Here is a 22,946-nt window from a genome sequence, read left to right on the forward strand (position 1 = left end):
TGAGGAGGCCAAAGTTTGCGCAATGTGGCACGCTTAGGCCGCCCCTCGACGCGCCAATGCCTTGCCAATCCGCGCCACCCCTTCCGGAATCCGCGCCGGAGCGATCGAGGAATAGGCCAAACGGTAGTAATTGCGCGCCTCTCGCGCGGGGTCGAAAAAGCCGCGCCCAGGCTCGATCAGCACCCCTTCACCGCGCAATTCTTGCGTCAGAACTTCGGTATCGACCCCCGCGGGCGCCGCCATCCAGAAAGAAGAGCCGCCAAAACCGCCCTGCCCGGCCACCTGCAAGCCAGCCTCGGCGATTGCCTCTTCCATCACCTGCCGCCGCCGCTTGAAGGCCACCCGCATCCGGTTGATCAGCGCATCATAATGCCCCTCGGCCAGAAAATAGGCGACGGTCCGCTGAATGTGGCCAGGTGGGTGCTTCAAAACCATCGACCGCAAGGCCCGTGCCTCGGCGATAAATGACGGTGGCGCCACCAGATAGCCAAGCCGCATGCCGGGAAAGATCGACTTTGAGAACGAGCCCGCATAGATCACCCGCCCGGTTTTATCGAGCGATTTCAACGCCGGGGAGACGGGTTTAAGGAAGGACATCTCAAACTCATAATCATCCTCCACCACCACGAAATCATCGCGACTGGCGGCCTCCAGCAAAGCGAGCCGCCGCTCCAAAGGCATGGTCGCATTGGTCGGGCATTGGTGGCTGGCGGTGGTGAAGACCACATCGGCGGGCGGCAAATGCAGCGGCAGGCCGCCCGCGTCCACATCGACCGAGGCCACGCCCGCGCCGCAAGTTTGCAAGATGCGCCGCAGGCCCGGATAGCAAGGGTTTTCCACCACGGCGCGGCGTCCGGGCGCAAGCAGCACCGTGGCCGCCAGCCAAAGCGCGTTCTGCGCGCCAAGCGTCAACAGAACCTCCTCGGGGCCAGCCGCGATGCCACGACGCGGCAAGATAACCCTGCAGATTTGTTCGATTAAGAGCGGATCGTCGCGCTCGTAATAATCCGATGTGAGCGCATCAAAGTCGCGCCGCCCCAGCGCACGAAGGGCACAGGCGCGCCAGTTTTGATGGTCAAAAAGCGTGGGATCGGTCTGTCCGTAAATGAAAGGGTAAGGGTATCGCTCCCAATCTGCGGGACGATCGACCCCTGCCATAGCGCGGGTGAACCGGGCCGAAGAGAGGGCAGCGTAATCCACCTCCTCCTTCGGGCGCGCCGCGGTGGGAAATTCAGGCGCACGCGGCGCATTGTCAGAAACATAATAGCCTGAGCGCCCACGCGCGGTCAGATAATCAGAGGAGACAAGATCTGCATAAGCCAGCGTCACCGTTATCCGGCTGATCCCCAAATGCGCCGCAAGCCCCCGTGACGAGGGCATCCGCTGACCGGGTCGGAACCGGCCCGTGAGGATGCCGTCGGTGACCATAGCGCGGATGCGGCGCTGGAGGGCGCCTGCCGCGCCGCTGGTCAGGAAAAAGGCTTCGACGGGGATCGACATTCTGGCCTCATGCGACAGAGCAACTGGCCCTATTGGCAAGACTGGAACCAGGAATGTCAATCTTTGCGCTTCTGGCGGCGGCAGGACGCCTCCGGCGGGAGTATTTCGGTCAAGATGAAAGTGCAGAGTTGGGTTCGATCGCGCGCGGACATAGCGCGCGCGACCATCGTTAGGGGGCTTTGATCAGCCGAAGACTTTGGTCAGCGACTTGTCGATGGCATCGGTGATCTGATCAATGTCATCGGACGTAGCGATCAGCGCAGGCGAAAGGCAGAGCGTGTTGTTCAGGCCCGGCAAGCTGCGATTGGTCGCCCCGATGATCACGCCATGCGCAGCGCATTCTGCCACCACTTGCTGCACCAGCTTTTCGGGCGCAGGCTCTTTGGTGCCACGATCCGCGACCAGCTCGGCACCAAGGAAGAGACCCTTGCCGCGCACATCGCCGATGATCTTGTGCTTTTCCATCAGCGCTTGCAGGTTGGCAAAGCAGCGATCGCCCATCCGCGCGGTGTTCTCGATCAGGCCTTCGTCTTCGATGATGCGCATATTCTCAAGCGCTGCAGCGGGGCCGGACGTGCAGCCGCCGAAGGTCGAGATGTCGCGGAAATAGCTCATCGGGTCAGCCGCATCGGATTTGAAATAGTCAAAAACCCGCTCGGTGGTGACGGTGCAAGAGATCGCCGCATAGCCCGAAGCAAGGCCCTTAGCCATCGTCACGAAGTCCGGCTGAATGCCGTAATGCTGGTAGCCGAACCAATGGGTTCCGGTGCGACCCATGCCGCAGACCACTTCATCAATATGCAGCAAGATATCGTATTTGCGGCAAATTTCCTGCACCCGCTCCCAATAGCCTTTGGGCGGGGTGATGACGCCGCCGCCTGCGGTGACCGGCTCAAGCACGAGGCAGCCGACGCTGTCGGGACCTTCGCGCAGGATCACCTCTTCGATCGCATCCGCGGCGCGTTCGCCGTAGTTTTCGACATCCCATTGCTTGCGATATTCCAAGCAATGCGGCACCCGCACGAAGCCATCGGGATAGGGGCCGTATTGTTCGGCGCGCTGGTCCTGACCGGAGGTCGCAAGCGTGCCGATGGTGGTGCCGTGGTAGTCACGGTCACGGTAAAGGATCTTCCATTTGCGGCCGCCATGGTGCTTATGCGCGATCTGGCGCACCATTTTATAGACCTTCTCATTCGCCTCCGAGCCCGAGTTCGAATAATAGACCCGGCTCATCCCCGGCATTTTCGCAATCAGTTTCTGGGCGAAAATCGCGCCCGGAACCGAGCCAGCAGCCCCCGCGAAATAGTTCATTTTCATGAGCTGATCGCGCACCGCATTGGCAATGGATTCACGCCCGTAGCCCACGTTGACGGTCCAAACGCCACCCGCCACCGCGTCGATATATTCCTTGCCCTTGGCATCCCAAACCCGGATGCCCTTGCCTTCCACGATCACGCGCGGATCGGCGGTCTCATAGGCTTTGTGCTGCGACAGGTGGTGCCAGACATGGGCGCGGTCGGCCTCGACCACGCGGCTCATGTCATTCATTCCAACGATGCCTTCCATGGCATGCTCCTTTAGATAGGCAGAAGTCCTTGCCCTCAGTATCGGAGAGATTTGGCGCAGCTGTTAGGACCAGAAGCGCGCCAGATTTAAGACCAGAATGCAGGCCAGAAATCAGATCCAGCCCCTTGCGGCACGTCTGATGCGCATATGGCTTGCGTATGGTTTGCGTATGGTTTGCGTATGGCAAAGCGCCATACATCGAGCAGGCCGCGCCCCTGCCCCCGCATGCCGCTATTTGCCGTAATAGTCGCGATACCACGCCACGAATGCGCGCATCCCGTCGCGCAGATCGGTCTTCGGCTGATAGCCGGTGAGGCGCCGCAAGAGGCTCGCATCGGCCCAAGTCGCCGGCACATCGCCCTTCTGCATCGGCATGTAGTTGCGGATCGCCTTCTTGCCCAAGACCTCTTCAATCGCCTCAACGAAATCCAAAAGCCGCACTTTGGTGGAATTGCCGATATTGACGATCCGGAACGGCGCATCTTTCGACAGGCTGTCACCGGGGGGAATTGCCTCGCCCTCGCCCGGACGCACCGGGGGCACGTCGATCAAGAGCCGGATCGCCTCGACCAGATCATTCACGGCGGTGAAATCGCGCCACATCTCACCATGATTATAGATGTCGATCGGGCGGTCGTTCACGATGGCATCGACGAATTTGAAATAGGCCAGATCAGGGCGGCCCCAAGTGCCGTAAACCGTGAAGAACCGAAACATCGTCGTCGGCAGGTTCCACAGATGCGCATAGGCGTGAGCCATTGATTCCGTGGCCTTTTTCGTGGCCGCATAGATGGTGAGCTGGCCATCGGCCTTGTCAGTCTCGGCAAAGGGCATCTCGGTATTGGCGCCATAGATCGAGCTGGTCGAGGCCATCAGAAGATGCTGGACCTGAAGCCGACGCGCGGCCTCGATCACATTGAAGCTGCCGACCACATTTGCATCGATATAAGAGCGAGGGTTTTCAAGGCTGTAGCGCACGCCCGCTTGGGCCGCGAGATGCACGATCACCTGCGGCTGGAAGCTGTCGATGGCAGTGTCCAAGGCGACGCGATCCTCCAGCATCGCCTCGGTCGCGGTGAAATTGGCGTGGCGGCGCAGACGGTTATGGCGCGCGCGCTTGAGGCTGACATCGTAATAATCGGTCATGCCGTCATAGCCCTGCACCTGCCAGCCTTGGGCCAGCAAAAGTTCGGCCAGATGATAGCCGATGAAGCCTGCGGTTCCGGTGATGAAAACCCTGCGCACTGAGGGGGTTAGCACTTGCATAGGCCGACCTTTCTGTTGGCGGCAGGATGGGCGGCGGCGGCGAGAAGGTCAAGATTGCGCGCCTTGGGGCGGCCGCTTCAGGATTGCAGAAAATTTGAACGAGTTTTCTTCTGGCAGGCCTTGGGTGGCAAGGAATTCTTAAACAGCCGCGCGCTATCTCTGGCCATGCGGGGTAATCGTTCCCGTGCCGCAGCCAAGGGGGCCGGAACCCATGTCGCCACTTGTCTTCACGCTGCCGGAACGGATTTCCGTGACCGAAGAGAATGATTTGCTGCCCTTTCTGCGGGACAATGCCGATACCGCGGTTGAAATTGCGGCGGGCCAGCTGCGCCGCTTGGACGCGCCTTTGCTGCAATGCCTGCTGGCGGCGGCATTCGACCGCAAGCGCAGGGGCGTGGCCTTTGATCTCACCGGGCTTTCTGCCGATCACGCCGCCCAACTTGCCGCTTTTGGGGTCGGGGCGGATTCACTCAGCAATCTGGGGACCCTATGACGATCAAAGTGCTCGCAATCGATGACAGTCGCACGATCCGCAATCTGGTCCGCAAGGCGATGGAGGATGCAGGCTTTAGCTGCACCACAGCGGATGATGGCGTGCAAGGGGTTGAAAGATTTGCCGAAATCGCTCCGGACGTGGTGATCACCGACATCAACATGCCCCGGATGGACGGCTTTGGCGTGATCGATGCCATTCGCAGCGGGGTGGCGCATCGCAGCGTGCCGATCCTCGTTCTCACCACGGAATCGGCCGATGAGCTGAAGGCGCGGGCGCGCTCGGCCGGGGCCACCGGTTGGATCGTCAAGCCCTTTGAGGACACCGCGATCGTATCTGTTGTCCGCCGCGTCACCGGCGCGCGCGTCTGAGGGGGCGTTTTCATGGCAACAATGAACTCTATCCGCGACACATTCTTTGAGGAATGCGAAGAGCTCTTGGAAGCACTGGCCGAGGGGCTGTCGCTGATCAACGAAGGGCTCCACGATGCCGAGACGGTGAATGCGGTCTTTCGCGCCGTGCATTCGGTCAAAGGCGGGGCTGGCGCCTTTGCCTTGGATGGGCTCGTGGCCTTTGCGCATCGATTTGAAACCGTGCTGGACGGTTTACGCGCCGACCGCATCGAGCTGACGGCCGAGGTTGTGCATGTGCTTTTGCGCTCGGCCGATCATCTGGCCGATCAGGTGGAAGCGGCCCGGGATGGGACAGAGATCGCCCCTGACACTACGGAAGGGTTCATTGCCAATCTGGATGCTGTGCTGGGGGGGCCCCCGGTGACGGATCCGGTGGCTGACGCGGATCCCTGTTTTGGGTTTTCTGCTATGCCGTTGGATCTGGGCTTGGATTTGCCTTTGCCTTTGCCAGACGGGCTTACTGTGCCGTCAGAGCCCAAGCCCGACGGTCCTGCCCAATCGGCCGAGCTGCTTAGCCCCTCTAACACAGCTTCGCGCGGGTACCGCATCCACTTCCGTCCCTACCCTACGCTTTACGCAAATGGCCATGACCCGGCCCTGATCCTTTCCGCTCTGTCAGATCTGGGCCAGATGGAGGTCGCTTTGGACCTTTCGGCTCTGCCCGACTGGACCGAATTCGACCCCGCGGCCAGCTACTTGGCTTGGTCCGTCGTGCTGACCAGCGATGAGCATGAAACGGCCGTGCAGGAGATTTTTGAATTCGTCGACGGGTTCTGCGATCTGGAAATCACCCCCATCACGGAGCCTGAACCGATGATGCAACCCTCTGATCTTACGACGGAAGTTCCGCATCTTTCCGAGAAAACGACCCTCTTGGATGCCACCGCTGCGGCTATAACTTCCGCCCTGCAAGATACCATAAACCCGCCCAGCGCAACCCGCGCCCCGGCCGAAGCCGGCCTGCGCAAACGTGAGGCCAAACTGTCCGAAGAGGAAACCGGAGATGGCCGCGGCCCCAAGCCAACGCTGCGGGTCGAACTCGAACGGGTGGACCGGCTCATCAATGCGGTTGGTGAGTTGATCATCAACCAAGCGATGATCGAACAAAGCATCTCTATTCTCTCGCTGCCGGCGGATGCAGAAGTGATCACCCATGTCGAAGATTACCGCCTGCTCGCGCGGGACATCCAAGAAGCGGTGATGGCGATCCGCGCCCAGCCCGTGAAGCCCTTGTTCCAACGCATGTCACGTATCGTGCGCGAAGCGGCTGATGCCACTGGCAAACAAGCGCGGCTGATCTCCTTGGGCGAAGCGACTGAGGTTGATAAGACGGTGATTGAGCGGCTGGCCGACCCGCTCACCCATATGATCCGCAACGCTGTGGATCACGGGTTGGAGAATGTTGAGCTGCGTCAATCCGCAGGCAAAGACCCCGAAGGCACGATCCGATTGCAAGCCGCGCATCGCTCGGGCTCGGTCGTGATCACCGTGCGCGATGACGGCGCTGGGCTGAACCGTCCGAAGATATTGGAGAAAGCCATCGCCCGGGGCCTTGTCAGCGCAGAGGATGAGCTGACCGATGCAGAGATTGATAATCTCTTGTTCTTGCCAGGTTTTTCAACAGCTGACCGGATATCAAATCTTTCGGGCCGGGGCGTGGGCTTGGACGTGGTGCGTAATGCGGTGACAGCCCTTGGCGGGCGGGTCTCGATCACCTCCACCCCGAGCGAAGGGACGGAGTTCACCATTACCCTTCCGCTGACCTTGGCGGTGATGGATGGCATGGTGATCTCGGTTGCAGGCCACACGATGGTGGTGCCCATCACCTCGGTGATTGAGACGATCCGCCCCGGCCCCGAAGATCTGCACCAACTTGGCACCAGCGAGAGCCTGCTGTCGATGCGCGGCCGCTTTATTCCGATGATCGATGTTGCCGCCTCGCTTGGCTTCCCGGGCCGTGACCCAAACCAGCCGCCGCTGCTGCTTTTGGTTGAGACCGACAGTCAAACGCAATGCGCCTTGGTCGTCGATGCGGTGCATGACCAGCGGCAAGTTGTGATCAAGGGGTTGGAATCAAATTACGGCACAATCCCCGGCGTCTCGGCGGCCACAGTTTTGGGCGATGGGCAGATCGCCTTGATTTTGGATGCTGACGCTTTGACTTCGAACCGCGCTGGCGCCCCAGTGCGCGCCACAGCCGCCTGACCGGAAAGGAAATAACCAATGCATGCCCAAGAAAATCGCAGTGCCACGGATGTGGAGTTCGTCACCTTTCAAGCCGGAGGACAAAGCTTTTCGCTCGATATCACCCATGTGCGTGAGATCCGCCGCTGGACCGCCGTCACCCCCCTCCCTCATGCACCACGAGAGGTCCTTGGCGTGATGAACCTGCGTGGATCGGTGATCCCGATCTACGATCTCTCGGCCCGCTTTGGTCTTGGCAACACCGAGGAAAGCCCCCGTAATGTGGTTGTGGTTGCGATGATCGACAACCAAACTGTGGGCCTTTTGGTCGAAGCCGTCTCGGAGATCCTTTCGGTCGCGCGCGATCGCATCCAAGACACCCCCGACATCCGCTCGGAATCCACAAAACAAAGCATCACCGGCGTGATCCCGATCGATGAGGGGATGACTAGGGTGATCGACTTGGCTGCGGTGATCCAAGCGCGCAGCAAAGCAGCGGCATGATGGCACCGGATCACGCTGTTTCCGCTACCGCGCTGGCCGCCCCGGCTCCACACAATCTGCCCCTTGCTGCCGAGCCGAGATCCAGCACCGGCAAATCCCGCCCCCCGCCCCCTGGTGTTGACCCAAGTGGTCTTAGTTTTACGCAACGCGATTTCGAACGGATCGCCGCCTTTGCCTATCGTGAGTTCGGATTATCCTTGCATTCCTCCAAACGCGATCTGGTCTATTCTCGTCTTCTCAAGCGCTTACACGCTTTAGGCATGCACCGATTTCATGACTATTGCGATCTTTTGGAAAGTGCCGATGGGCGGGGCGAGCATGACCTCGTCGTTTCGGCCCTGACCACGAATGTGACGCATTTCTTCCGCGAGGGTCACCATTTTGACCTTTTGGCCAACCTGGTTGTAAAGCCGCGTCTGGCAGAACTTAAATCGGGTGCCCGGCTGCGGATTTGGTCGGCTGGTTGCTCCTCGGGAATGGAGCCCTATTCGATTGCCATGACATTACTCGACGTCTTACCCGAGGCCGCTCAGCAAAACATCCGGATCCTTGCCACGGATGTTGACCCCGCCATTTTGGCGCGCGCGCGGGCGGGGCTTTTCAGCGCTGATGAGGTAAAACCTATCCCAGACAGGATGAAAAGCTGGGGGGTGCAGCAGGCCGAGGGCGGCCAGCAACAGATTGCCAGCAAAGTACAGAAATTGGTGCGATTTGGTGAGTTGAACCTCATGCAGGACTGGCCGCTGAGAGGGCCACTTGATGCGATTTTCTGCCGCAATGTCGCGATCTATTTCGACAAGCAAACCCAAGCCCGACTTTGGCAGCGTTTTGCCAGCCTTTTGGCGCCTGGGGGCATGCTCTTCATCGGACATTCCGAAAGACTGAGCGGTCCGGCGGAGGCTGGTTTCTCATCGGTTGGAATAACCGCCTATTGCAAACTGTAACCGGTGCCAGAGCCCCAGTGCATCGCGTGGAAGGAGGACATGCCATGAGCTTGAAAGAATCTTTGCGGGTGATGGTGGTGGACGACATGTCGGTCAGCCGCGCGCTGATCTCGCAGTCGCTGGAGGAGATTGGCATCAAGCATGTTGCGACCGAGGCTGACAGCACAGCGGCTTTGGGTAAGCTGGCGGCCAATCCGGTGCATCTGGTGATTTCCGATATGAACATGCCCGGTATGTCGGGGTTAGATCTGCTGGGTGCGATCCGGCAAAATCGCACCACCCAAAAGATGGGTTTCATCCTGATCACAGGCACGCCCACGCCAGAGATTCTGCAAAAAGGACAACAGCTTGGCCTTAACAACTTGATCCGGAAACCCTTTACCACCGCCACCGTCAAAGCCAGCATCGAGCGCGTGGTCGGCCCGCTATGAGCACGCCCCCTGCCGCCTTGGATGTACTCCTCAGCCTTACCGCCACTGAGATCAGTCATTGCCGAAAGCTTGTGCAGCGGCTTGAAGATGCCATCCATGCCTTGGTCGATCGTGGCGAAATTCAAATGACCTCGGGTCCGGCGCGCGAATTGCAAGCGATCGATCGCCTGGATCAACGGCTGCATGATCTGACCAGATGGACCGAGGCTTTGGCGCTCGCGACGCGTGATTGCCCCATCGCGATGAGCGCGGCCGATCTGGCGCCTGTGCTTTCACTGGCCGAATTGCGCCACGCTCTGACGGGTGCCGAGACGGCACCTGCATTTCCCCCCAGCGCAGCCGAGGTTTTTTAACACAAAGCTGAATTGATGGGCCGCAATCTTCACTCACCCGAAGACGACCAGCCGTTGGACCACTGCTACGCTTCGCCCTTTGCTTTCGCTGAACTCACCTTTCCAAAGCTCCTTTCGGAAAAAGGCCAACAAGCCATGACCGAGATCGCCACCGTCATTGTGACCTCAAGCCCGCTTTTACTGTCACGGCTCGGCCGGGCCTTGGGCCGCTTGCCGCGGGTCAAGCTCTGCGGTCAAGCAGGCGATTTGTCGGGTGCCTATATCCGGGTCGAACAGGCCGAACCGAAAATCGTGCTTTTAGGCTCGGAAATGACGCGCCACCCCGACTTCCCCGGCCTTCTGGCAATGTTCCGAGTGATGGGGATCACTTGGCTGCGCATTGGCAATGAGGCAGCGCGCCCCGGCGCATCCGAGGCGGTCCTAAATCCCGAAGATAGCCCAGAGGCGATGCTGACATCTATCTGTAACGCACTGGCAAAAAACGATGAATCAGGATCGACAATGCCTTTGGTGCCGCGTGCACCCTTGGCTCTGGGGCGTGGTAGACCTGACCGTTTCATCCTGATCGGCTCTTCGACAGGCGGCATTGACGCATTGTTGCGCGTGCTTTCAGTTTTCCCTGCCGACTGCCCGCCTACGGCAATCGTTCAGCACACCGGCTCCTCCTTTTCGGACAGTCTGATCCGCCTCTTGGACCGCAGTTGCGCCGCACAGGTCAGGCCGGCGCAACCAGGCCTGCCGCTTGTTCCAGGCCAGGTCGTGGTCGGCGCCGGATGTGGCGCGCATATGCTTTTAAACCCAGGTCCGCCGCCCAAGGTTCAGCTTGCGGCAGGCGAGCCAGTCTCGGGTCATTTGCCATCGGTGGATGAGCTTTTTCGCTCGGCCGTGCCGATCGCCACGCGGGTCACAGCGGCTTTGCTGACCGGAATGGGGCGAGACGGCGCGCAAGGCATGCTAGAGCTGCGCCGCGCCGGCGCTTTTACGATTGCGCAAGATGAAGCCAGTTCAGTGGTTTACGGCATGCCGCGCGCGGCGTGGGAGCTGGGGGCTGTTGAGAGCCGCCTCCCCCTTATGCAGATCGGGCCAGAACTTCTGAACCGATGCACCGGCCGAGCCATGTCAGTCGTCGGTGATCGCAAAGCGATGGGTGCCACCAGATGATGCATTTCGCGGCCAAGACGATTGTGATCGTTCAAGGTGAATTTCGTGTATCGACCCGGCCCGATGAGCAGCTTCAAACCATTCTCGGCTCTTGTGTCGCAGCCTGCATCTGGGATCCGGAAGCGGCAGTGGGAGGAATGAACCATTTTCTACTGGCCCAATCACAAAGCAACTCTGCCAACCCTTTGCAAGAACGAGACAATCGCTACGGCGTCCACGCGATGGAGATGCTGATCAACGCTTTGTTGCGCTTGGGTGCGCGCCGCGACGCACTGCGGGGCAAGCTTTTTGGCGGCGCGAAGATATCGGCACATCTGCGCGATATTGGCAGCTCGAACGCCGACTTTGCCCGCAACTTTTTACGCACTGAAAGCATCCCCTGCCTTGCGGAAAGCCTTGGTGGCACTTTGGCCCGCCGAGTGACCTTTCACCCCGCAACCGGCCGAGCTCGGCAATTGCTGATCCCCGGAACGCAACTCGATGAAACGCCGCTGCGCACACCGCCGCCGCGGCCAACGCCGCCGACACAAGTTGAGCTTTTTTGATACCTGGCCGCATCAGGTATTCCCGATGCGGCCAAAGCACCGCTGCACGTTCCCCGAAATCAGATGCCCCCGGCCAAAACCTAGCTGAAATGCTGGAAAATCGCCTCAAACAGAGCAATGTTCCGCTGATCTTGATCATCGTCGACCGGCTCTGCCTGCGATGAGAATTTCACCAGCACCGTCTCACTAGCCGGATCGACCGCCAACCACTGCCCGTGGATCCCAATGGCACCGAACCAGCCCGAGGCGGCCCGATACCATTGGTTGCGATAGGCGCCGCCGGGCAGAAGTTCGGGGAAATCTCCCCGTTCCCAATCACCGCGATCTCCGTTTTCAACCGTATCGCGCACCCAAGCCTCGGGCAGAACCCGGCCGCCGGGCGCCATACCCCCTTGGCGCATCATCTCGCCAACACGGGCGAGATCCCGCGCTGCAAGGAGACCGCCCCCCGCCGCGCGGGGCGTTCCTATGGCATCCACCGTCAAACCCAAGGGGCCCTGCGCACCGATCTTTTGCCAGATCAGCCGGTCAAGCAGATCCGCAAGCCTTGCGCCGCCCGCCCGCTCGACCACCACCCCCAGCATGTCCGAGACCGGAGAGCGGTAGCGGAAACTGCCGCCATGCGCGCAATCTTGGCCGGGAATAGTGCACAAAAATTGGCGCAAATTCTCGCCATCATTGCCGGGGTTCCACAGCATTGCCCGGCGATAGCGGGCAAAGGGGCTGTCGGGATCCAGATAAGCCTCGTCGAACTGCAGCTGCACCGTCATGTCCAGAAGATGCCGCAGCGTGGCATTGCCAAAAGCGCTTTGCGCCGCTTCGGGCACGAAGCGCGTCACCGGATCTTCGGGGCTGAGAAGGCCCTGCGCTTCTAATGCGCCCGCCACCAATGCGGTCAGCGATTTGGTGATGGAAAACACCAGGTGCGGCCGGGCCGGATCCGCGTAAGGTGCTGACCAATCAGCCAAAAATTCACCGCCCCGCATTATAGTGAAAAGGTCGGTTGCGCTTGCGGCAAGATGATCGGCCAGGCTGGCGCGCTGGCCTTGGACCGTAAAACTTTGCGTCAGAATTGCAGGATCGGCACCTGGCTCTTCATGCTTCATCACCGCAGCTGCGCGCCAGGCCGTCGGGACCACTTCGGCGACGTTTTGAAAGGCCCAATGGCTGAAAGGGGCCTGCCGCCAATTTGCCAGCCCCACATCAGCCCGGTCAAAGCCGTAGCGCGTCGCGAATTCCGTCGTCATTTTGCCGCCCTCCCCAGTTGGTTACGCATGGGTAACCAGAGCCAAGTGACCAAGCAAGCGCCGCTAGCCAAGCACGACGCGGGTGTTCCACTCTTGGCACGCGCGGGCCAATGTCGGCGGGAAGGCCTGGTCGGTAAAGACTGTGTCAATCGCGCTGAGCGAGGCGATGCGTGCGGGCGCCGAACGGCCCAGCTTTGAACGATCAGTGACCAAAAAGCTGCGACGCGCCCGGGCCAGAATAGCGCGGCTGACCCGCACTTCAGCCAGATCAAAGTCCAGCATATCGCCGTCCAGATCCAAAGCCGAGGTCCCAATCACCGCAAAGTCCACCTTGAACTGATCGAAGAATTGGATCGCCAGATCGCCCACCAACCCCCCGTCCGAGCGACGCAACGTACCCCCCGTGACAATGATCTCGCAGCCCGGATTGGCCTGCAAGGTGTTGGCAACGTTCATATTGTTGGTGATCACCGTGATATTCTTATGGTGCAAAAGCGCGCGCGCGACGGCCTCGGTGGTGGTGCCAAGGTTCAAGATGAGGCTTGAGTTATCGGGGATCTCAGCCGCACAGGCCCGTGCAATCGCCTCTTTCGCCTCTTGCGCCATTCTGCGCCGCTGCTCATAGCCGATGTTCACCACGCCCGTGCGCGCCACCGCACCGCCGTGGATGCGGTCAAGAAATCCTGCCTCGGCCAATTCCGTCAAATCGCGGCGAATGGTTTGCAGCGTCACATCAAAGCGTTGCGCAAGATCTTCGACCACCACGCGCCCCTCGGCGCGGGCAATTTCAACGATCTCTGTCTGTCGAAGGCTTATCGCCATTTGGCCGTTAATCCCTCCAAGTCTCTTGCTGCGACTGCATTCGCTTTTGTGCGATTGCGGCAAGCTTTTCAATCCAAGGACGATATGCCGCCCCAGTCGAAATATCAAATGTTCGTTTCACGCCATTCCGCACATAAACGAAAATGATGATTGACGAATGGATCGTGAAAGGTGCAGGCTTGCACGGTGTCGCACTGAGGCCGCTGGCCTTGGTCAATCTTGGGGAGGTCACGCGTTTGAGCGAAGCCGCAGGGTCTGGGACGACTGACCTTTTCATCATTGGTGGCGGCATCAATGGCTGCGGCATCGCGCGCGATGCGGCAGGGCGCGGGCTTTCGGTCAGCTTAGCCGAACAGGGCGATCTGGCGCAGGCAACCTCCTCCGCCTCGACCAAACTTTTTCATGGCGGCTTGCGCTATCTGGAATATTTCGAATTCCGCTTGGTCCGTGAGGCTTTAGAAGAGCGCGAGACCCTGCTCGTCGCGATGCCGCATATCTCTTGGCCCATGCGGTTTGTGCTGCCAATGCACAAGGACATGCGCTTTGACAGCGACACCCCAACCAGTCGGCTTTTGGCTTTTGCGATGCCTTGGATGCGCGGGCGCAGACCGAGCTGGCTGATAAGGCTGGGACTTTTTCTTTACGACACAATGGGCGGGCGCAAGATCCTACCCGCAACCCGCAGCCTCGATCTTGTCGATGATCCGGCGGGCCGACCTTTGCAGGCGAAATTTCAACGGGCTTACGAATATTCCGACTGTTGGGTCGAGGATGCGCGCTTGGTGGTGCTGAATGCCCGCGACGCCGAAGCGCGCGGCGCACAGATTATGACCCGTACCAAGGTGATCCGCGCCGAGCGTCAGGGCGAGCTTTGGCAGATCACAACCCAAGGCCCCAACGGCCAACAGCATCATTTTGCTAAGGTTTTGATCAATGCGGGCGGGCCTTGGGTCGAGGATGTGATCCGCAACGTCGCCCATATCAACTCGGCCGAAGGGGTGCGGCTGGTGCGCGGCAGCCACATTGTCACGCGCAAGCTTTACGATCACGACCGTTGTTATTTCTTTCAGGGCAGCGATGGTCGGATCATCTTTGCCATACCTTATGAGCAAGATTTTACCCTGATCGGCACCACCGATATGGACCATCAGGCGCCCCCTTCCGAGGCACATTGCACCGACACTGAGCGCGACTATCTGCTTGGTTTTGCGTCACAATATTTCGCAAAACCGGTGACGGCCGCAGATGTGGTCTGGAGTTACTCGGGCGTGCGGCCGCTATACAATGACGGGGCGAAATCGGCCACTGCGGCGACGCGGGACTATGTTTTATCCTTGGATCAAAACGGTGCGCCTTTGCTGAACGTCTTTGGCGGCAAGATCACCACTTCGCGGCGTCTGGCGGAATCCGCGCTGGAGAAAATTGCGGACTTCTTCCCCAATCTTCCCGGAAAATGGACGGCCCGCGTCCCCCTGCCCGGCGGCGACTTTCCGCATGATGGAAAAGCCGCGCTGGAAGCCAATCTGCGGGCGCAGTTTCCGTTTCTGACGCCCTACCACGCCGCGCGGTTGATCCGGGCCTATGGCACGGATGCGTTTTCAGTGCTGGGACCGGCGCGCAGCATGGCGGATCTGGGACGCGACTTTGGTGCGACGCTGACCGAGGCAGAGATTGATTGGTTAATGACGCGCGAATGGGCGCGGACGGCGGAAGATGTGATTTGGAGACGCTCGAAACTGGGGCTTCGGCTCTCGGGCGCAGACGTGCAGGCAATTGAGGTGCATATGGCAGAGCGACGGGCCTAACAGCCCGCCTCGCAGTAAGGGGCTTGGATGACGCTTGAACTGCAAGACGTGACGCGTTCGGTGAATGGCAGGGTGCAGATCCACCCTACCAGCTTGGTGCTGGAACGCGGCACAATGAACGTTCTTTTGGGTCCGACGCTTGCGGGGAAGACCTCGCTCATGCGGCTGATGGCGGGTCTGGATCAGCCCAGCGCGGGCCGTGTGCTGTGGAACGGCGCCGATGTCACCGGCCAGCGCGTGCAAGATCGCGGCGTGGCGATGGTTTACCAGCAGTTCATTAATTACCCAGGTCTTACCGTATATGACAATATCGCCTCTCCGCTACGGATCCTAAAGCGACCTGCGGCTGAGGTTGACCGCGCCGTGCGCGAGACCGCCGAGATGCTGCGTCTGACGCCGATGCTGGGGCGCAAACCCTTGGAGCTTTCGGGCGGCCAACAGCAGCGCTGCGCCTTGGCGCGGGCCTTGGTGAAGGGCGCGGGGCTGGTGCTTTTGGATGAGCCTCTGGCCAATCTCGACTATAAGCTGCGAGAAGAGCTGCGGGTGGAAATCCCAAGGATATTCGAGGCTTCCGGGGCGATCTTCGTCTATGCCACGACCGAGCCGGAAGAGGCTTTGCTCTTGGGCGGCCAGACGGCCACGCTTTGGGAGGGGCGCGTCACTCAGATCGGCCCCACCACACAAGTCTATCGCCAGCCCAGCGATATGGTGACCGCGCGGGTCTTCAGTGATCCGCCAATGAATTTCGCCTCTGCTCGGATCGCGCAAGGTCAGTTGATCTTGGGCGACGGCGCAACCACGGCGGCACAAGGGGCATTTTCCGGGCTGCAAGACGGCGAATACACCGCAGGGTTCCGCGCCAACCATTTGAATTTATCGAAGGTTTCGGAAAACGCTTTGGGCTTTCCTTGCAAGGTTTTGGTGACAGAGATCACCGGCTCGGAGACCTATCTGCATCTGAGCTATGCAGGGCAGCGCTGGGTTGCGCTGGTGCATGGGGTGCAACAGCTGGCGGCGGGCGCGACGATTTCGATCTGGATCGACCCGCGCCATATCTATCTTTTCGACGGCTCTGGCACTCTGGCGGCGCCCGCCGGTTACGCCCTTACCGAGAAGGCCGCGTAATGGCCCAGATCACCTTGTCAAATTTGGCGCATTCCTATTTGGCGCAGCCAAAATCGGATGCGGATTACGCCCTGAAAGCGATGGACCACGTCTGGGAGGATGGCGGCGCTTACGCGCTTTTGGGCTCATCTGGTTGCGGGAAAACCACGCTTCTCAACATCATCTCGGGGCTTTTGCGCCCCAGCCAAGGCCGGGTTCTGTTCGGCGATCGCGATGTGACCGAGGCGCCGACAGCCGCGCGCAACATTGCGCAGGTCTTCCAGTTCCCGGTGGTCTACGACACGATGACCGTGCGCCAGAACCTTGCTTTTCCCTTGCGAAACAGGGGGATGGACCCGGGTTACATCGCCGGGCGCGTCAATCATATCGCCGCGATGATCGGCATGGAGGAGCGGCTTGACCGCAAGGCCAAGGGGCTGACGGCGGATGCCAAGCAAAAGATCAGCCTTGGGCGCGGCATGGTGCGCGAGGATGTGAATGCGATCCTCTTTGATGAGCCGCTGACCGTCATCGATCCGCATATGAAATGGGAGCTGCGCACCCAGCTGAAATCGCTGCACCGCGAGTTTGGCCATACGATGATCTATGTCACCCATGACCAGACCGAGGCTTTGACCTTCGCCGATAAGGTCGTGGTGATGTATGACGGCCGCGTGGTGCAGATGGGCACGCCGGAAGAACTGTTTGAGCGCCCAGCGCATACCTTTGTGGGCTATTTCATCGGCTCTCCGGGGATGAACCTCTTGTCTGCGGAAGTGAACGGCGCGCAGGCGCGGGTTTTAGGTGGAACGGTTGACCTGCCAGCGAGCTACAAAGCCTCGGGCAAGGTGCAGATCGGCATAAGGCCCGAGCATGTGCAGCTGACCGCGGGCGATGGTCTGCCAGTGAAGATCAACCGGGTCGAGGATATCGGCCGCCACCGGCTGGTGCGGGCGGAGACCGCGGGGCAAAGCCTGAACATCGTGCTGCCCGAGGGCGCGTCTTTGGGGCCCGACCTCACTCATGCCCGCTTCACCCCGGAAAAGATCAGCGTCTACGCCGATGATTGGCGCATTGAGGGGGTTCGCTGATGGAAAAGACCGTCAACAACAAGGCCTGGTTTTTGGTCTTGCCCGTTCTGGTCATCGTGGCCTTCTCGGCTGTTATCCCCTTGATGACCGTGGTGAATTACGCCTTCAACGACACATTCGGCAACAACCAGTTCTTCTGGGCGGGCTTTGAGTGGTTCGAGGACACCGTCACCTCAAGCCGGATGCATGATGCTTTGGGGCGGCAAATCCTGTTCTCGGGTATCATCCTTGCGATCGAGGTGCCTCTGGGCATTTTCATCGCGCTCAACATGCCAAAGAAAGGGTTTTGGGCCAGCTTCTGTCTGGTGCTGATGGCGCTGCCCCTCTTGATCCCCTTTAACGTGGTCGGCACGATTTGGCAGATCTTTGGCCGGGTCGATATTGGGCTTTTGGGCCGCACGCTGGCCAGCCTTGGGATTGATTACAATTATACCAATGACTGGCTGGATGCTTGGATCACCATCGTGGTGATGGATGTCTGGCACTGGACCTCGCTGGTGGCACTGCTGGCCTATGCCGGGCTGCAAAGCATTCCGCAGGCCTATTATCAGGCCGCAAAGATCGACCAAGCCAGCCGCTGGGCGATCTTTCGCTATATCGAGCTGCCAAAGATGCAAGGCGTGCTGCTGATCGCGGTGCTCTTGCGCTTCATGGACAGTTTCATGATCTACACCGAGCCCTTCGTGCTGACCGGAGGCGGGCCCGGCAACTCGACCACCTTCCTGTCGATTGATCTGGTGAAAATGGCCGTTGGGCAGTTCGACCTTGGCCCCGCCGCCGCCTTTAGCCTGATGTATTTCTTGGTCATTTTGCTGGTGTCTTGGGTCTTCTACACCGTCATGACCAATATGGACCGGGAGAATATGCAATGAAGCGCTACTCCTCAGCCCTCGTGATGGCGGCCTATCTGATCTTCCTTCTGGTGCCGATCTACTGGCTTTTGAACATGAGCCTGAAGACCAATGCCGAGATCACCTCGACCTTCAGCCTTTGGCCGCAGAACTTCACCTTGCGGAACTATGAGGTGATCCTGACCGACCCGAGCTGGTATATGGGCTATGTGAACTCGATCATCTATGTGGTTCTAAACACTGTGATTTCGATCACGGTCGCCCTGCCCGCCGCCTATGCGTTCAGCCGCTATAGCTTTATGGGCGACAAGCATCTCTTCTTTTGGCTGTTGACCAATCGGATGGCGCCACCGGCGGTGTTCGCGTTGCCCTTCTTCCAGCTTTATTCCAGCGTGGGCCTTTTCGACACCCATATCGCCGTGGCTTTGGCGCATTGCCTTTTCAATGTGCCGCTGGCGGTTTGGATCCTTGAGGGCTTCATGCGCGGCGTGCCGAAAGAGATCGACGAGACCGCTTATATCGACGGTTACTCCTTCCCGCGCTTCTTCATCCGCATTTTCATGCCTTTGATCGCTTCGGGCATCGGGGTCGCGGCCTTCTTCTGTTTCATGTTCTCATGGGTGGAACTGCTCTTGAGCCGCACCCTGACGGCGGTGGACGCAAAACCCATCGCGGCGATCATGACCCGCACGGTGTCAGCCTCGGGCATGGATTGGGGGGTCTTGGCGGCGGCGGGGGTGCTGACCATCCTGCCCGGCGCTTTGGTGATCTGGTTTGTGCGCAACTACATAGCCAAGGGCTTTGCCCTGGGGAGGGTGTGATGAAAATGACCGCTCCGCGCCGGAACTGGACGGCGATCACACTCACCGCTGCTGGGATCATGGGGGCCGCCCTTGCAGCCCTTCTGATCGCCGCCCCAAAGAAAGACGGCGCCATCGATTGGTTCGCGCCGATGATCCCGGGCGGCTGGATGGCGTGGACCCTGCCGATTGCGCTGTTCTTCTGGGTCATCGCCAGCCTTCTGGTAACCATGACCCTGCTGGCGATCCGCTACCCCGAGACGCCTCGCCTTGGGGTCTTACGGATCGAGACCACGCGCGGCGATCGGCTGTTTATCAGCCTTCTCGGCTCAGGCTTCATCCATCTCATTTGGCTTTTCTTTGCGGGCCCGCCGCTTTGGGGCGCGACTGCGCTTTGCCTTGTCTTTGCCGCAGCGGTCTTCCGCTGGGTTTAAAGAGAAGAACGACCGTCCCGAGGGGCTGCACGGATGCGACCCCAAGCCAGCCCCTCGGAACAAGAACGTAAGACCGAAGTGTCACATTCCACGGGAGGATTAGATGAGACACCGTCAGACCACAACCGCCATAGCGCTTGCGCTGATGGCCCTTGGCATGCCGGCTTTTGCCGATATGGATGCGGCCAAAGCCTTCCTTGATGCGGAGATCGGCGATCTGTCATCGCTGGACCGCGCCGGGCAAGAGGCGGAACTGCAATGGTTTATCGATGCTGCCAAGCCCTATGCTGGGATGGAGATCAAGGTGGTCTCGGAGACCATCACCACCCATGAATATGAAAGCAAAGTGCTGGCTCCGGCCTTCACCGCGATCACCGGGATCAAGATCACCCATGATCTGATCGGCGAAGGCGATGTGGTGGAAAAGCTGCAAACCCAGATGCAGACCGGCGAGAATGTCTATGACGCCTATATCAACGATTCCGACCTGATCGGCACGCATTGGCGCTATAAACAGGCGCGCAGCCTGACCGAATGGATGGCCGGCGAAGGGGCGGCGGTGACCAATCCGGGCTTGGATCTTGAGGATTTCATCGGGCTCAAGTTCACCACCGCCCCCGATGGGCAGCTTTATCAGCTCCCCGACCAGCAGTTCGCGAACCTTTACTGGTTCCGCTATGACTGGTTCAATGATGAGAAGACCAAGGCAGATTTCAAAGAGAAATTCGGCTATGACCTGGGGGTTCCGGTCAATTGGTCGGCCTATGAGGATATCGCCGAATTCTTCACCGGCCGCGATATGTCCTATATCGATGGCAGCCCGGCCTCGGGCGTCTTTGGCAATATGGACTATGGCAAGAAAGACCCCTCCTTGGGGTGGCGCTATACCGATGCCTGGTTCTCGATGGCCGGGGGCGGTGACAAGGGCGACCCGAACGGGATTCCGGTCGATGAATGGGGCATCCGGGTTGATGAAAACTCGCGCCCCGTTGGGTCGTGCGTGGCGCGCGGCGGTGCCACCAATGATGCGGCCGCGGTCTATGCCGTGACCAAGTCGATTGAATGGCTGCAAAAATACACCCCGCCGGAAGCGATGGGCATGACCTTTGGCGAGGCTGGTCCAGTTCCTGCCCAAGGCAATGTGGCGCAGCAGATGTTTTGGTACACCACCTTCACCGCCGATATGCTGAAACCCGGCACGGCGGTGATGAATGACGACGGCACGCCAAAATGGCGTATGGCCCCCTCGCCGCGCGGCGCCTATTGGCAAGAGGGCACCAAGCTTGGCTATCAAGATGTGGGCTCTTGGACCTTGCTGGAATCGACCCCGGTCGATCGCGCGCAGGCGGCTTGGCTTTACGCCCAATTCGTCACCTCGAAGACCGTGGATGTGAAGAAAAGCCATGTTGGCCTGACTTTGATCCGCGAAAGCTCGATCCAGCATGAAAGCTTCACCGAGCGCGCGCCGAACCTTGGCGGTCTGGTCGAGTTCTACCGCTCGCCCGCCCGGGTGCAATGGACCCCGACGGGCACCAACGTGCCGGATTACCCCAAACTGGCGCAGCTCTGGTGGCAGAACATCGGCGATGCGATGTCTGGCGCGAAGACCCCGCAAGAGGCGCTGGATGCGCTGTGTGCCGAGCAAGAAAAAGTGCTTGAGCGGCTGGAGCGAGCTGGCGTTCAGGGCGACATTGGCCCGAAACTGAACGAGGAAAAGGATCCGCAAGAATGGCTTGACGCCCCCGGCTCGCCGGTGGCCAAGCTCGACAATGAGGATCCGACGCCGGAAACCATCAGCTATGATGAACTGATCAAATCCTGGCAGTAATCTTTCTTTGCGGGCCTCCGAAGGGTGGCCCGCAAATTTCTTCAAAGAAATTTGCTAAGAGTTTTGAAAAACTCTTAGCACTCAATGCCGGGACCGTTGCGCGATATGAGATATATACTGGCCATCGACCAAGGCACCACCTCGTCGCGCGCGATCATTTTCAAGGCCGATGACAAAGGCGCTTTGCAGCCCCTCGCCTCGGCTCAGGCAGAGTTTAAGCAGCATTTCCCGAATTCTGGCTGGGTCGAACATGAGCCGGCCGACCTTTGGTCCACGACCGCCTCGACCGCGCGGGCGGCTTTGGAGAAAGCCCGGCTGCATGGCGCAGATATCGCCGCCATCGGTATCACCAACCAGCGCGAGACCACTTTGCTTTGGGACCGCGCCACCGGCCAGCCCCTGCATCGCGCCATCGTTTGGCAAGACCGCCGCAGTGCAGCGATTTGTGACACCCTACGCGAGGCTGGCCATGAGGCGTTGATCACCTCCCGCACGGGGCTGTTGTTGGACCCCTATTTCTCGGGCACCAAGCTCAAGTGGCTTTTGGACGAAATCCCCGGCGCGCGGGAGCGTGCGGCCAAGGGCGAGCTGGCCTTCGGCACCGTCGACAGCTGGCTCATTTGGAATCTCACCGGCGGCGCGCTGCATGTGACCGATGCCACCAATGCTGCGCGGACGATGCTTTACAACATCGCCACCCATGAATGGGACACCGAGATTTGCGCTTTGCTCGATATCCCGATGCAGCTTTTGCCCGAGCTGCGTGACTCTGCCGATGATTTTGGCCGCACAAGAGCGGATCTCTTCGGCCATGAGATCCCGATTTGCGGCGTTGCTGGGGATCAGCAGGCGGCATCCGTGGGTCAGGCCTGTTTTGAGCCTGGGATGATGAAATCCACCTATGGCACCGGCTGCTTTGCGCTTTTGAACACCGGAACGGATTTGGTGCCCTCAACCAACCGGCTATTGACCACGGTCGCCTATCGTTTGCAGGGCCAGACCACCTATGCGCTTGAAGGTTCAATCTTTATCGCCGGGGCCGTTGTGCAATGGCTGCGCGATGGGCTGAAGCTGATCCGCGAGGCCTCGGAGACGCAAGGGCTGGCTGAGGCCGCTGATACGGCTCAGGGGATCGTGCTGGTGCCGGCCTTCACCGGGCTTGGCGCACCCTATTGGCGGCCCGATTGCCGTGGCGCGATCTATGGACTGACCCGCAACACCGGCCCTGCGGAATTTGCCCGCGCGGCTTTGGAAAGCGTCGGCTATCAGACCCGCGATCTGCTGGAGGCAATGCGTTCGGATTGGGGGGCGGCTTCCGCAGGGGTCCTTCGGGTCGATGGCGGCATGGCCAATAGCGATTGGACGATGCAGTTCCTCTCGGACATTCTTGGTGCGCCGGTAGACCGGCCCGTGGTGACGGAAACCACCGCGCTTGGAGCCGCCTATCTGGCGGGTTTGCAAGCCGGGATTTGCCCGCCGCCCGCCGAATTTGCCAAGGGTTGGGCCTTAGACCGCCAGTTCACACCGCAGATGGATGAGGCGGAACGCGATCGGCGTTATCTCCGCTGGAAAGGCGCTGTGCAGGCGACGATGTCGATTTGAGC

At 59.9% G+C, this 22,946-nt stretch carries 22 protein-coding genes; 17 read left to right on the forward strand and 5 right to left on the reverse strand.

What is annotated here, in order from left to right; translation table 11 throughout:
- Positions 1-33 precede the first annotated feature (33 nt).
- The 3 genes from pdxR to Q9295_RS11600 all read right to left on the reverse strand — a co-directional run bounded on the left by pdxR (position 34) and on the right by Q9295_RS11600 (position 4,311).
- Positions 34-1,500, reverse strand: a complete 1,467-nt coding sequence (gene pdxR, locus Q9295_RS11590; RefSeq protein WP_306680736.1) for a MocR-like pyridoxine biosynthesis transcription factor PdxR — start codon at positions 1,498-1,500, stop codon at positions 34-36.
- Positions 1,501-1,683: 183 nt separating this feature from the next.
- The gene (gene tpa / locus Q9295_RS11595) at positions 1,684-3,066 is read right to left on the reverse strand and encodes a hypotaurine--pyruvate aminotransferase Tpa (protein ID WP_306680737.1); all 1,383 of its coding nucleotides are present in this window, start codon (positions 3,064-3,066) and stop codon (positions 1,684-1,686) included.
- Positions 3,067-3,297: 231 nt separating this feature from the next.
- Complete coding sequence (locus Q9295_RS11600; RefSeq protein ID WP_306680796.1) at positions 3,298-4,311, reverse strand: NAD-dependent epimerase/dehydratase family protein; 1,014 nt, start codon at positions 4,309-4,311, stop codon at positions 3,298-3,300.
- 232 nt (positions 4,312-4,543) lie between these two features.
- Here Q9295_RS11600 and Q9295_RS11605 point away from each other — a divergent pair, with 232 nt between their 5' ends.
- The 9 genes from Q9295_RS11605 to Q9295_RS11645 all read left to right on the forward strand — a co-directional run bounded on the left by Q9295_RS11605 (position 4,544) and on the right by Q9295_RS11645 (position 11,360).
- The gene (locus Q9295_RS11605) at positions 4,544-4,825 is read left to right on the forward strand and encodes an STAS domain-containing protein (RefSeq protein WP_306680738.1); all 282 of its coding nucleotides are present in this window, start codon (positions 4,544-4,546) and stop codon (positions 4,823-4,825) included.
- Entirely contained in the window at positions 4,822-5,196 is a 375-nt protein-coding gene (locus Q9295_RS11610; protein ID WP_306680739.1) for a response regulator, read from the forward strand. Before Q9295_RS11605 ends, Q9295_RS11610 begins: the two co-directional genes overlap by 4 nt.
- A gap of 12 nt (positions 5,197-5,208) precedes the next feature.
- Complete coding sequence (locus Q9295_RS11615) at positions 5,209-7,443, forward strand: chemotaxis protein CheA (RefSeq protein ID WP_306680740.1); 2,235 nt, start codon at positions 5,209-5,211, stop codon at positions 7,441-7,443.
- Between the two features lie 18 nt (positions 7,444-7,461).
- Positions 7,462-7,926, forward strand: coding sequence for a chemotaxis protein CheW (locus Q9295_RS11620; RefSeq protein ID WP_306680741.1), 465 nt, complete (start codon positions 7,462-7,464; stop codon positions 7,924-7,926).
- 161 nt (positions 7,927-8,087) lie between these two features.
- Entirely contained in the window at positions 8,088-8,870 is a 783-nt protein-coding gene (locus Q9295_RS11625) for a CheR family methyltransferase (RefSeq protein ID WP_306680797.1), read from the forward strand.
- 44 nt (positions 8,871-8,914) lie between these two features.
- Positions 8,915-9,301, forward strand: coding sequence for a response regulator (locus tag Q9295_RS11630; protein WP_306680742.1), 387 nt, complete (start codon positions 8,915-8,917; stop codon positions 9,299-9,301).
- Positions 9,298-9,654: a DUF8776 family protein gene (locus Q9295_RS11635; RefSeq protein ID WP_306680743.1), complete on the forward strand. Its 357-nt coding sequence runs from the start codon at positions 9,298-9,300 to the stop codon at positions 9,652-9,654. The genes Q9295_RS11630 and Q9295_RS11635 overlap by 4 nt, the downstream gene beginning before the upstream one ends.
- Before the next feature lie 15 nt (positions 9,655-9,669).
- Positions 9,670-10,815 carry a CheB methylesterase domain-containing protein gene (locus Q9295_RS11640; RefSeq protein WP_306680744.1) on the forward strand — a complete coding sequence of 382 codons (1,146 nt, stop codon included), beginning with the start codon at positions 9,670-9,672 and terminating at the stop codon, positions 10,813-10,815.
- Complete coding sequence (locus Q9295_RS11645) at positions 10,812-11,360, forward strand: chemotaxis protein CheD (protein WP_306680745.1); 549 nt, start codon at positions 10,812-10,814, stop codon at positions 11,358-11,360. Before Q9295_RS11640 ends, Q9295_RS11645 begins: the two co-directional genes overlap by 4 nt.
- A gap of 80 nt (positions 11,361-11,440) precedes the next feature.
- On the opposite strand, the gene Q9295_RS11650 is transcribed toward Q9295_RS11645, so the two are convergent.
- Positions 11,441-12,607 (reverse strand): serine hydrolase domain-containing protein, encoded by a 1,167-nt coding sequence (locus Q9295_RS11650; RefSeq protein ID WP_306680746.1) that lies wholly within the window; start codon positions 12,605-12,607, stop codon positions 11,441-11,443.
- 63 nt (positions 12,608-12,670) lie between these two features.
- Complete coding sequence (locus Q9295_RS11655; protein WP_306680747.1) at positions 12,671-13,429, reverse strand: DeoR/GlpR family DNA-binding transcription regulator; 759 nt, start codon at positions 13,427-13,429, stop codon at positions 12,671-12,673.
- A 143-nt stretch (positions 13,430-13,572) separates the two neighbouring features.
- On the opposite strand from Q9295_RS11655, the gene glpD reads away from it, so the two are divergent.
- From glpD to glpK, 8 genes are all read left to right on the forward strand, one after another.
- Entirely contained in the window at positions 13,573-15,234 is a 1,662-nt protein-coding gene (gene glpD / locus Q9295_RS11660; RefSeq protein WP_306680748.1) for a glycerol-3-phosphate dehydrogenase, read from the forward strand.
- A 27-nt stretch (positions 15,235-15,261) separates the two neighbouring features.
- Complete coding sequence (locus tag Q9295_RS11665) at positions 15,262-16,359, forward strand: ABC transporter ATP-binding protein (protein ID WP_306680749.1); 1,098 nt, start codon at positions 15,262-15,264, stop codon at positions 16,357-16,359.
- Entirely contained in the window at positions 16,359-17,429 is a 1,071-nt protein-coding gene (locus tag Q9295_RS11670; protein ID WP_306680750.1) for an ABC transporter ATP-binding protein, read from the forward strand. Before Q9295_RS11665 ends, Q9295_RS11670 begins: the two co-directional genes overlap by 1 nt.
- Positions 17,429-18,301: a carbohydrate ABC transporter permease gene (locus Q9295_RS11675; protein ID WP_306680751.1), complete on the forward strand. Its 873-nt coding sequence runs from the start codon at positions 17,429-17,431 to the stop codon at positions 18,299-18,301. The genes Q9295_RS11670 and Q9295_RS11675 overlap by 1 nt, the downstream gene beginning before the upstream one ends.
- A complete protein-coding gene (locus Q9295_RS11680) occupies positions 18,298-19,101 on the forward strand; it encodes a carbohydrate ABC transporter permease (protein WP_306680752.1) in 804 nt (267 codons plus the stop codon). Before Q9295_RS11675 ends, Q9295_RS11680 begins: the two co-directional genes overlap by 4 nt.
- Complete coding sequence (locus Q9295_RS11685; RefSeq protein ID WP_306680753.1) at positions 19,101-19,514, forward strand: DUF2160 domain-containing protein; 414 nt, start codon at positions 19,101-19,103, stop codon at positions 19,512-19,514. Before Q9295_RS11680 ends, Q9295_RS11685 begins: the two co-directional genes overlap by 1 nt.
- 103 nt (positions 19,515-19,617) lie before the next feature.
- Entirely contained in the window at positions 19,618-21,342 is a 1,725-nt protein-coding gene (locus Q9295_RS11690) for an ABC transporter substrate-binding protein (protein WP_306680754.1), read from the forward strand.
- A gap of 105 nt (positions 21,343-21,447) precedes the next feature.
- Positions 21,448-22,944 (forward strand): glycerol kinase GlpK, encoded by a 1,497-nt coding sequence (gene glpK, locus Q9295_RS11695; RefSeq protein ID WP_306680755.1) that lies wholly within the window; start codon positions 21,448-21,450, stop codon positions 22,942-22,944.
- Positions 22,945-22,946 lie beyond the last annotated feature (2 nt).

This window comes from Pseudogemmobacter lacusdianii, assembly GCF_030848395.1.
Lineage (GTDB): Bacteria > Pseudomonadota > Alphaproteobacteria > Rhodobacterales > Rhodobacteraceae > Pseudogemmobacter > Pseudogemmobacter lacusdianii.

What these genes read in the sequence shown, in the direction of transcription:
- pdxR (WP_306680736.1), bottom strand. Translation starts at nt 1,500, where the DNA reads ATGTCGATCCCCGTCGAAGCCTTTTTCCTGACCAGCGGCGCGGCAGGC.
- tpa (WP_306680737.1), bottom strand. Translation starts at nt 3,066, where the DNA reads ATGGAAGGCATCGTTGGAATGAATGACATGAGCCGCGTGGTCGAGGCC.
- Q9295_RS11605 (WP_306680738.1), top strand. Translation starts at nt 4,544, where the DNA reads ATGTCGCCACTTGTCTTCACGCTGCCGGAACGGATTTCCGTGACCGAA.
- Q9295_RS11610 (WP_306680739.1), top strand. Translation starts at nt 4,822, where the DNA reads ATGACGATCAAAGTGCTCGCAATCGATGACAGTCGCACGATCCGCAAT.
- Q9295_RS11615 (WP_306680740.1), top strand. Translation starts at nt 5,209, where the DNA reads ATGGCAACAATGAACTCTATCCGCGACACATTCTTTGAGGAATGCGAA.
- Q9295_RS11620 (WP_306680741.1), top strand. Translation starts at nt 7,462, where the DNA reads ATGCATGCCCAAGAAAATCGCAGTGCCACGGATGTGGAGTTCGTCACC.
- Q9295_RS11630 (WP_306680742.1), top strand. Translation starts at nt 8,915, where the DNA reads ATGAGCTTGAAAGAATCTTTGCGGGTGATGGTGGTGGACGACATGTCG.
- Q9295_RS11635 (WP_306680743.1), top strand. Translation starts at nt 9,298, where the DNA reads ATGAGCACGCCCCCTGCCGCCTTGGATGTACTCCTCAGCCTTACCGCC.
- Q9295_RS11640 (WP_306680744.1), top strand. Translation starts at nt 9,670, where the DNA reads ATGGGCCGCAATCTTCACTCACCCGAAGACGACCAGCCGTTGGACCAC.
- Q9295_RS11645 (WP_306680745.1), top strand. Translation starts at nt 10,812, where the DNA reads ATGATGCATTTCGCGGCCAAGACGATTGTGATCGTTCAAGGTGAATTT.
- Q9295_RS11650 (WP_306680746.1), bottom strand. Translation starts at nt 12,607, where the DNA reads ATGACGACGGAATTCGCGACGCGCTACGGCTTTGACCGGGCTGATGTG.
- Q9295_RS11655 (WP_306680747.1), bottom strand. Translation starts at nt 13,429, where the DNA reads ATGGCGATAAGCCTTCGACAGACAGAGATCGTTGAAATTGCCCGCGCC.
- glpD (WP_306680748.1), top strand. Translation starts at nt 13,573, where the DNA reads ATGATGATTGACGAATGGATCGTGAAAGGTGCAGGCTTGCACGGTGTC.
- Q9295_RS11665 (WP_306680749.1), top strand. Translation starts at nt 15,262, where the DNA reads ATGACGCTTGAACTGCAAGACGTGACGCGTTCGGTGAATGGCAGGGTG.
- Q9295_RS11670 (WP_306680750.1), top strand. Translation starts at nt 16,359, where the DNA reads ATGGCCCAGATCACCTTGTCAAATTTGGCGCATTCCTATTTGGCGCAG.
- Q9295_RS11675 (WP_306680751.1), top strand. Translation starts at nt 17,429, where the DNA reads ATGGAAAAGACCGTCAACAACAAGGCCTGGTTTTTGGTCTTGCCCGTT.
- Q9295_RS11680 (WP_306680752.1), top strand. Translation starts at nt 18,298, where the DNA reads ATGAAGCGCTACTCCTCAGCCCTCGTGATGGCGGCCTATCTGATCTTC.
- Q9295_RS11685 (WP_306680753.1), top strand. Translation starts at nt 19,101, where the DNA reads ATGAAAATGACCGCTCCGCGCCGGAACTGGACGGCGATCACACTCACC.
- Q9295_RS11690 (WP_306680754.1), top strand. Translation starts at nt 19,618, where the DNA reads ATGAGACACCGTCAGACCACAACCGCCATAGCGCTTGCGCTGATGGCC.
- glpK (WP_306680755.1), top strand. Translation starts at nt 21,448, where the DNA reads ATGAGATATATACTGGCCATCGACCAAGGCACCACCTCGTCGCGCGCG.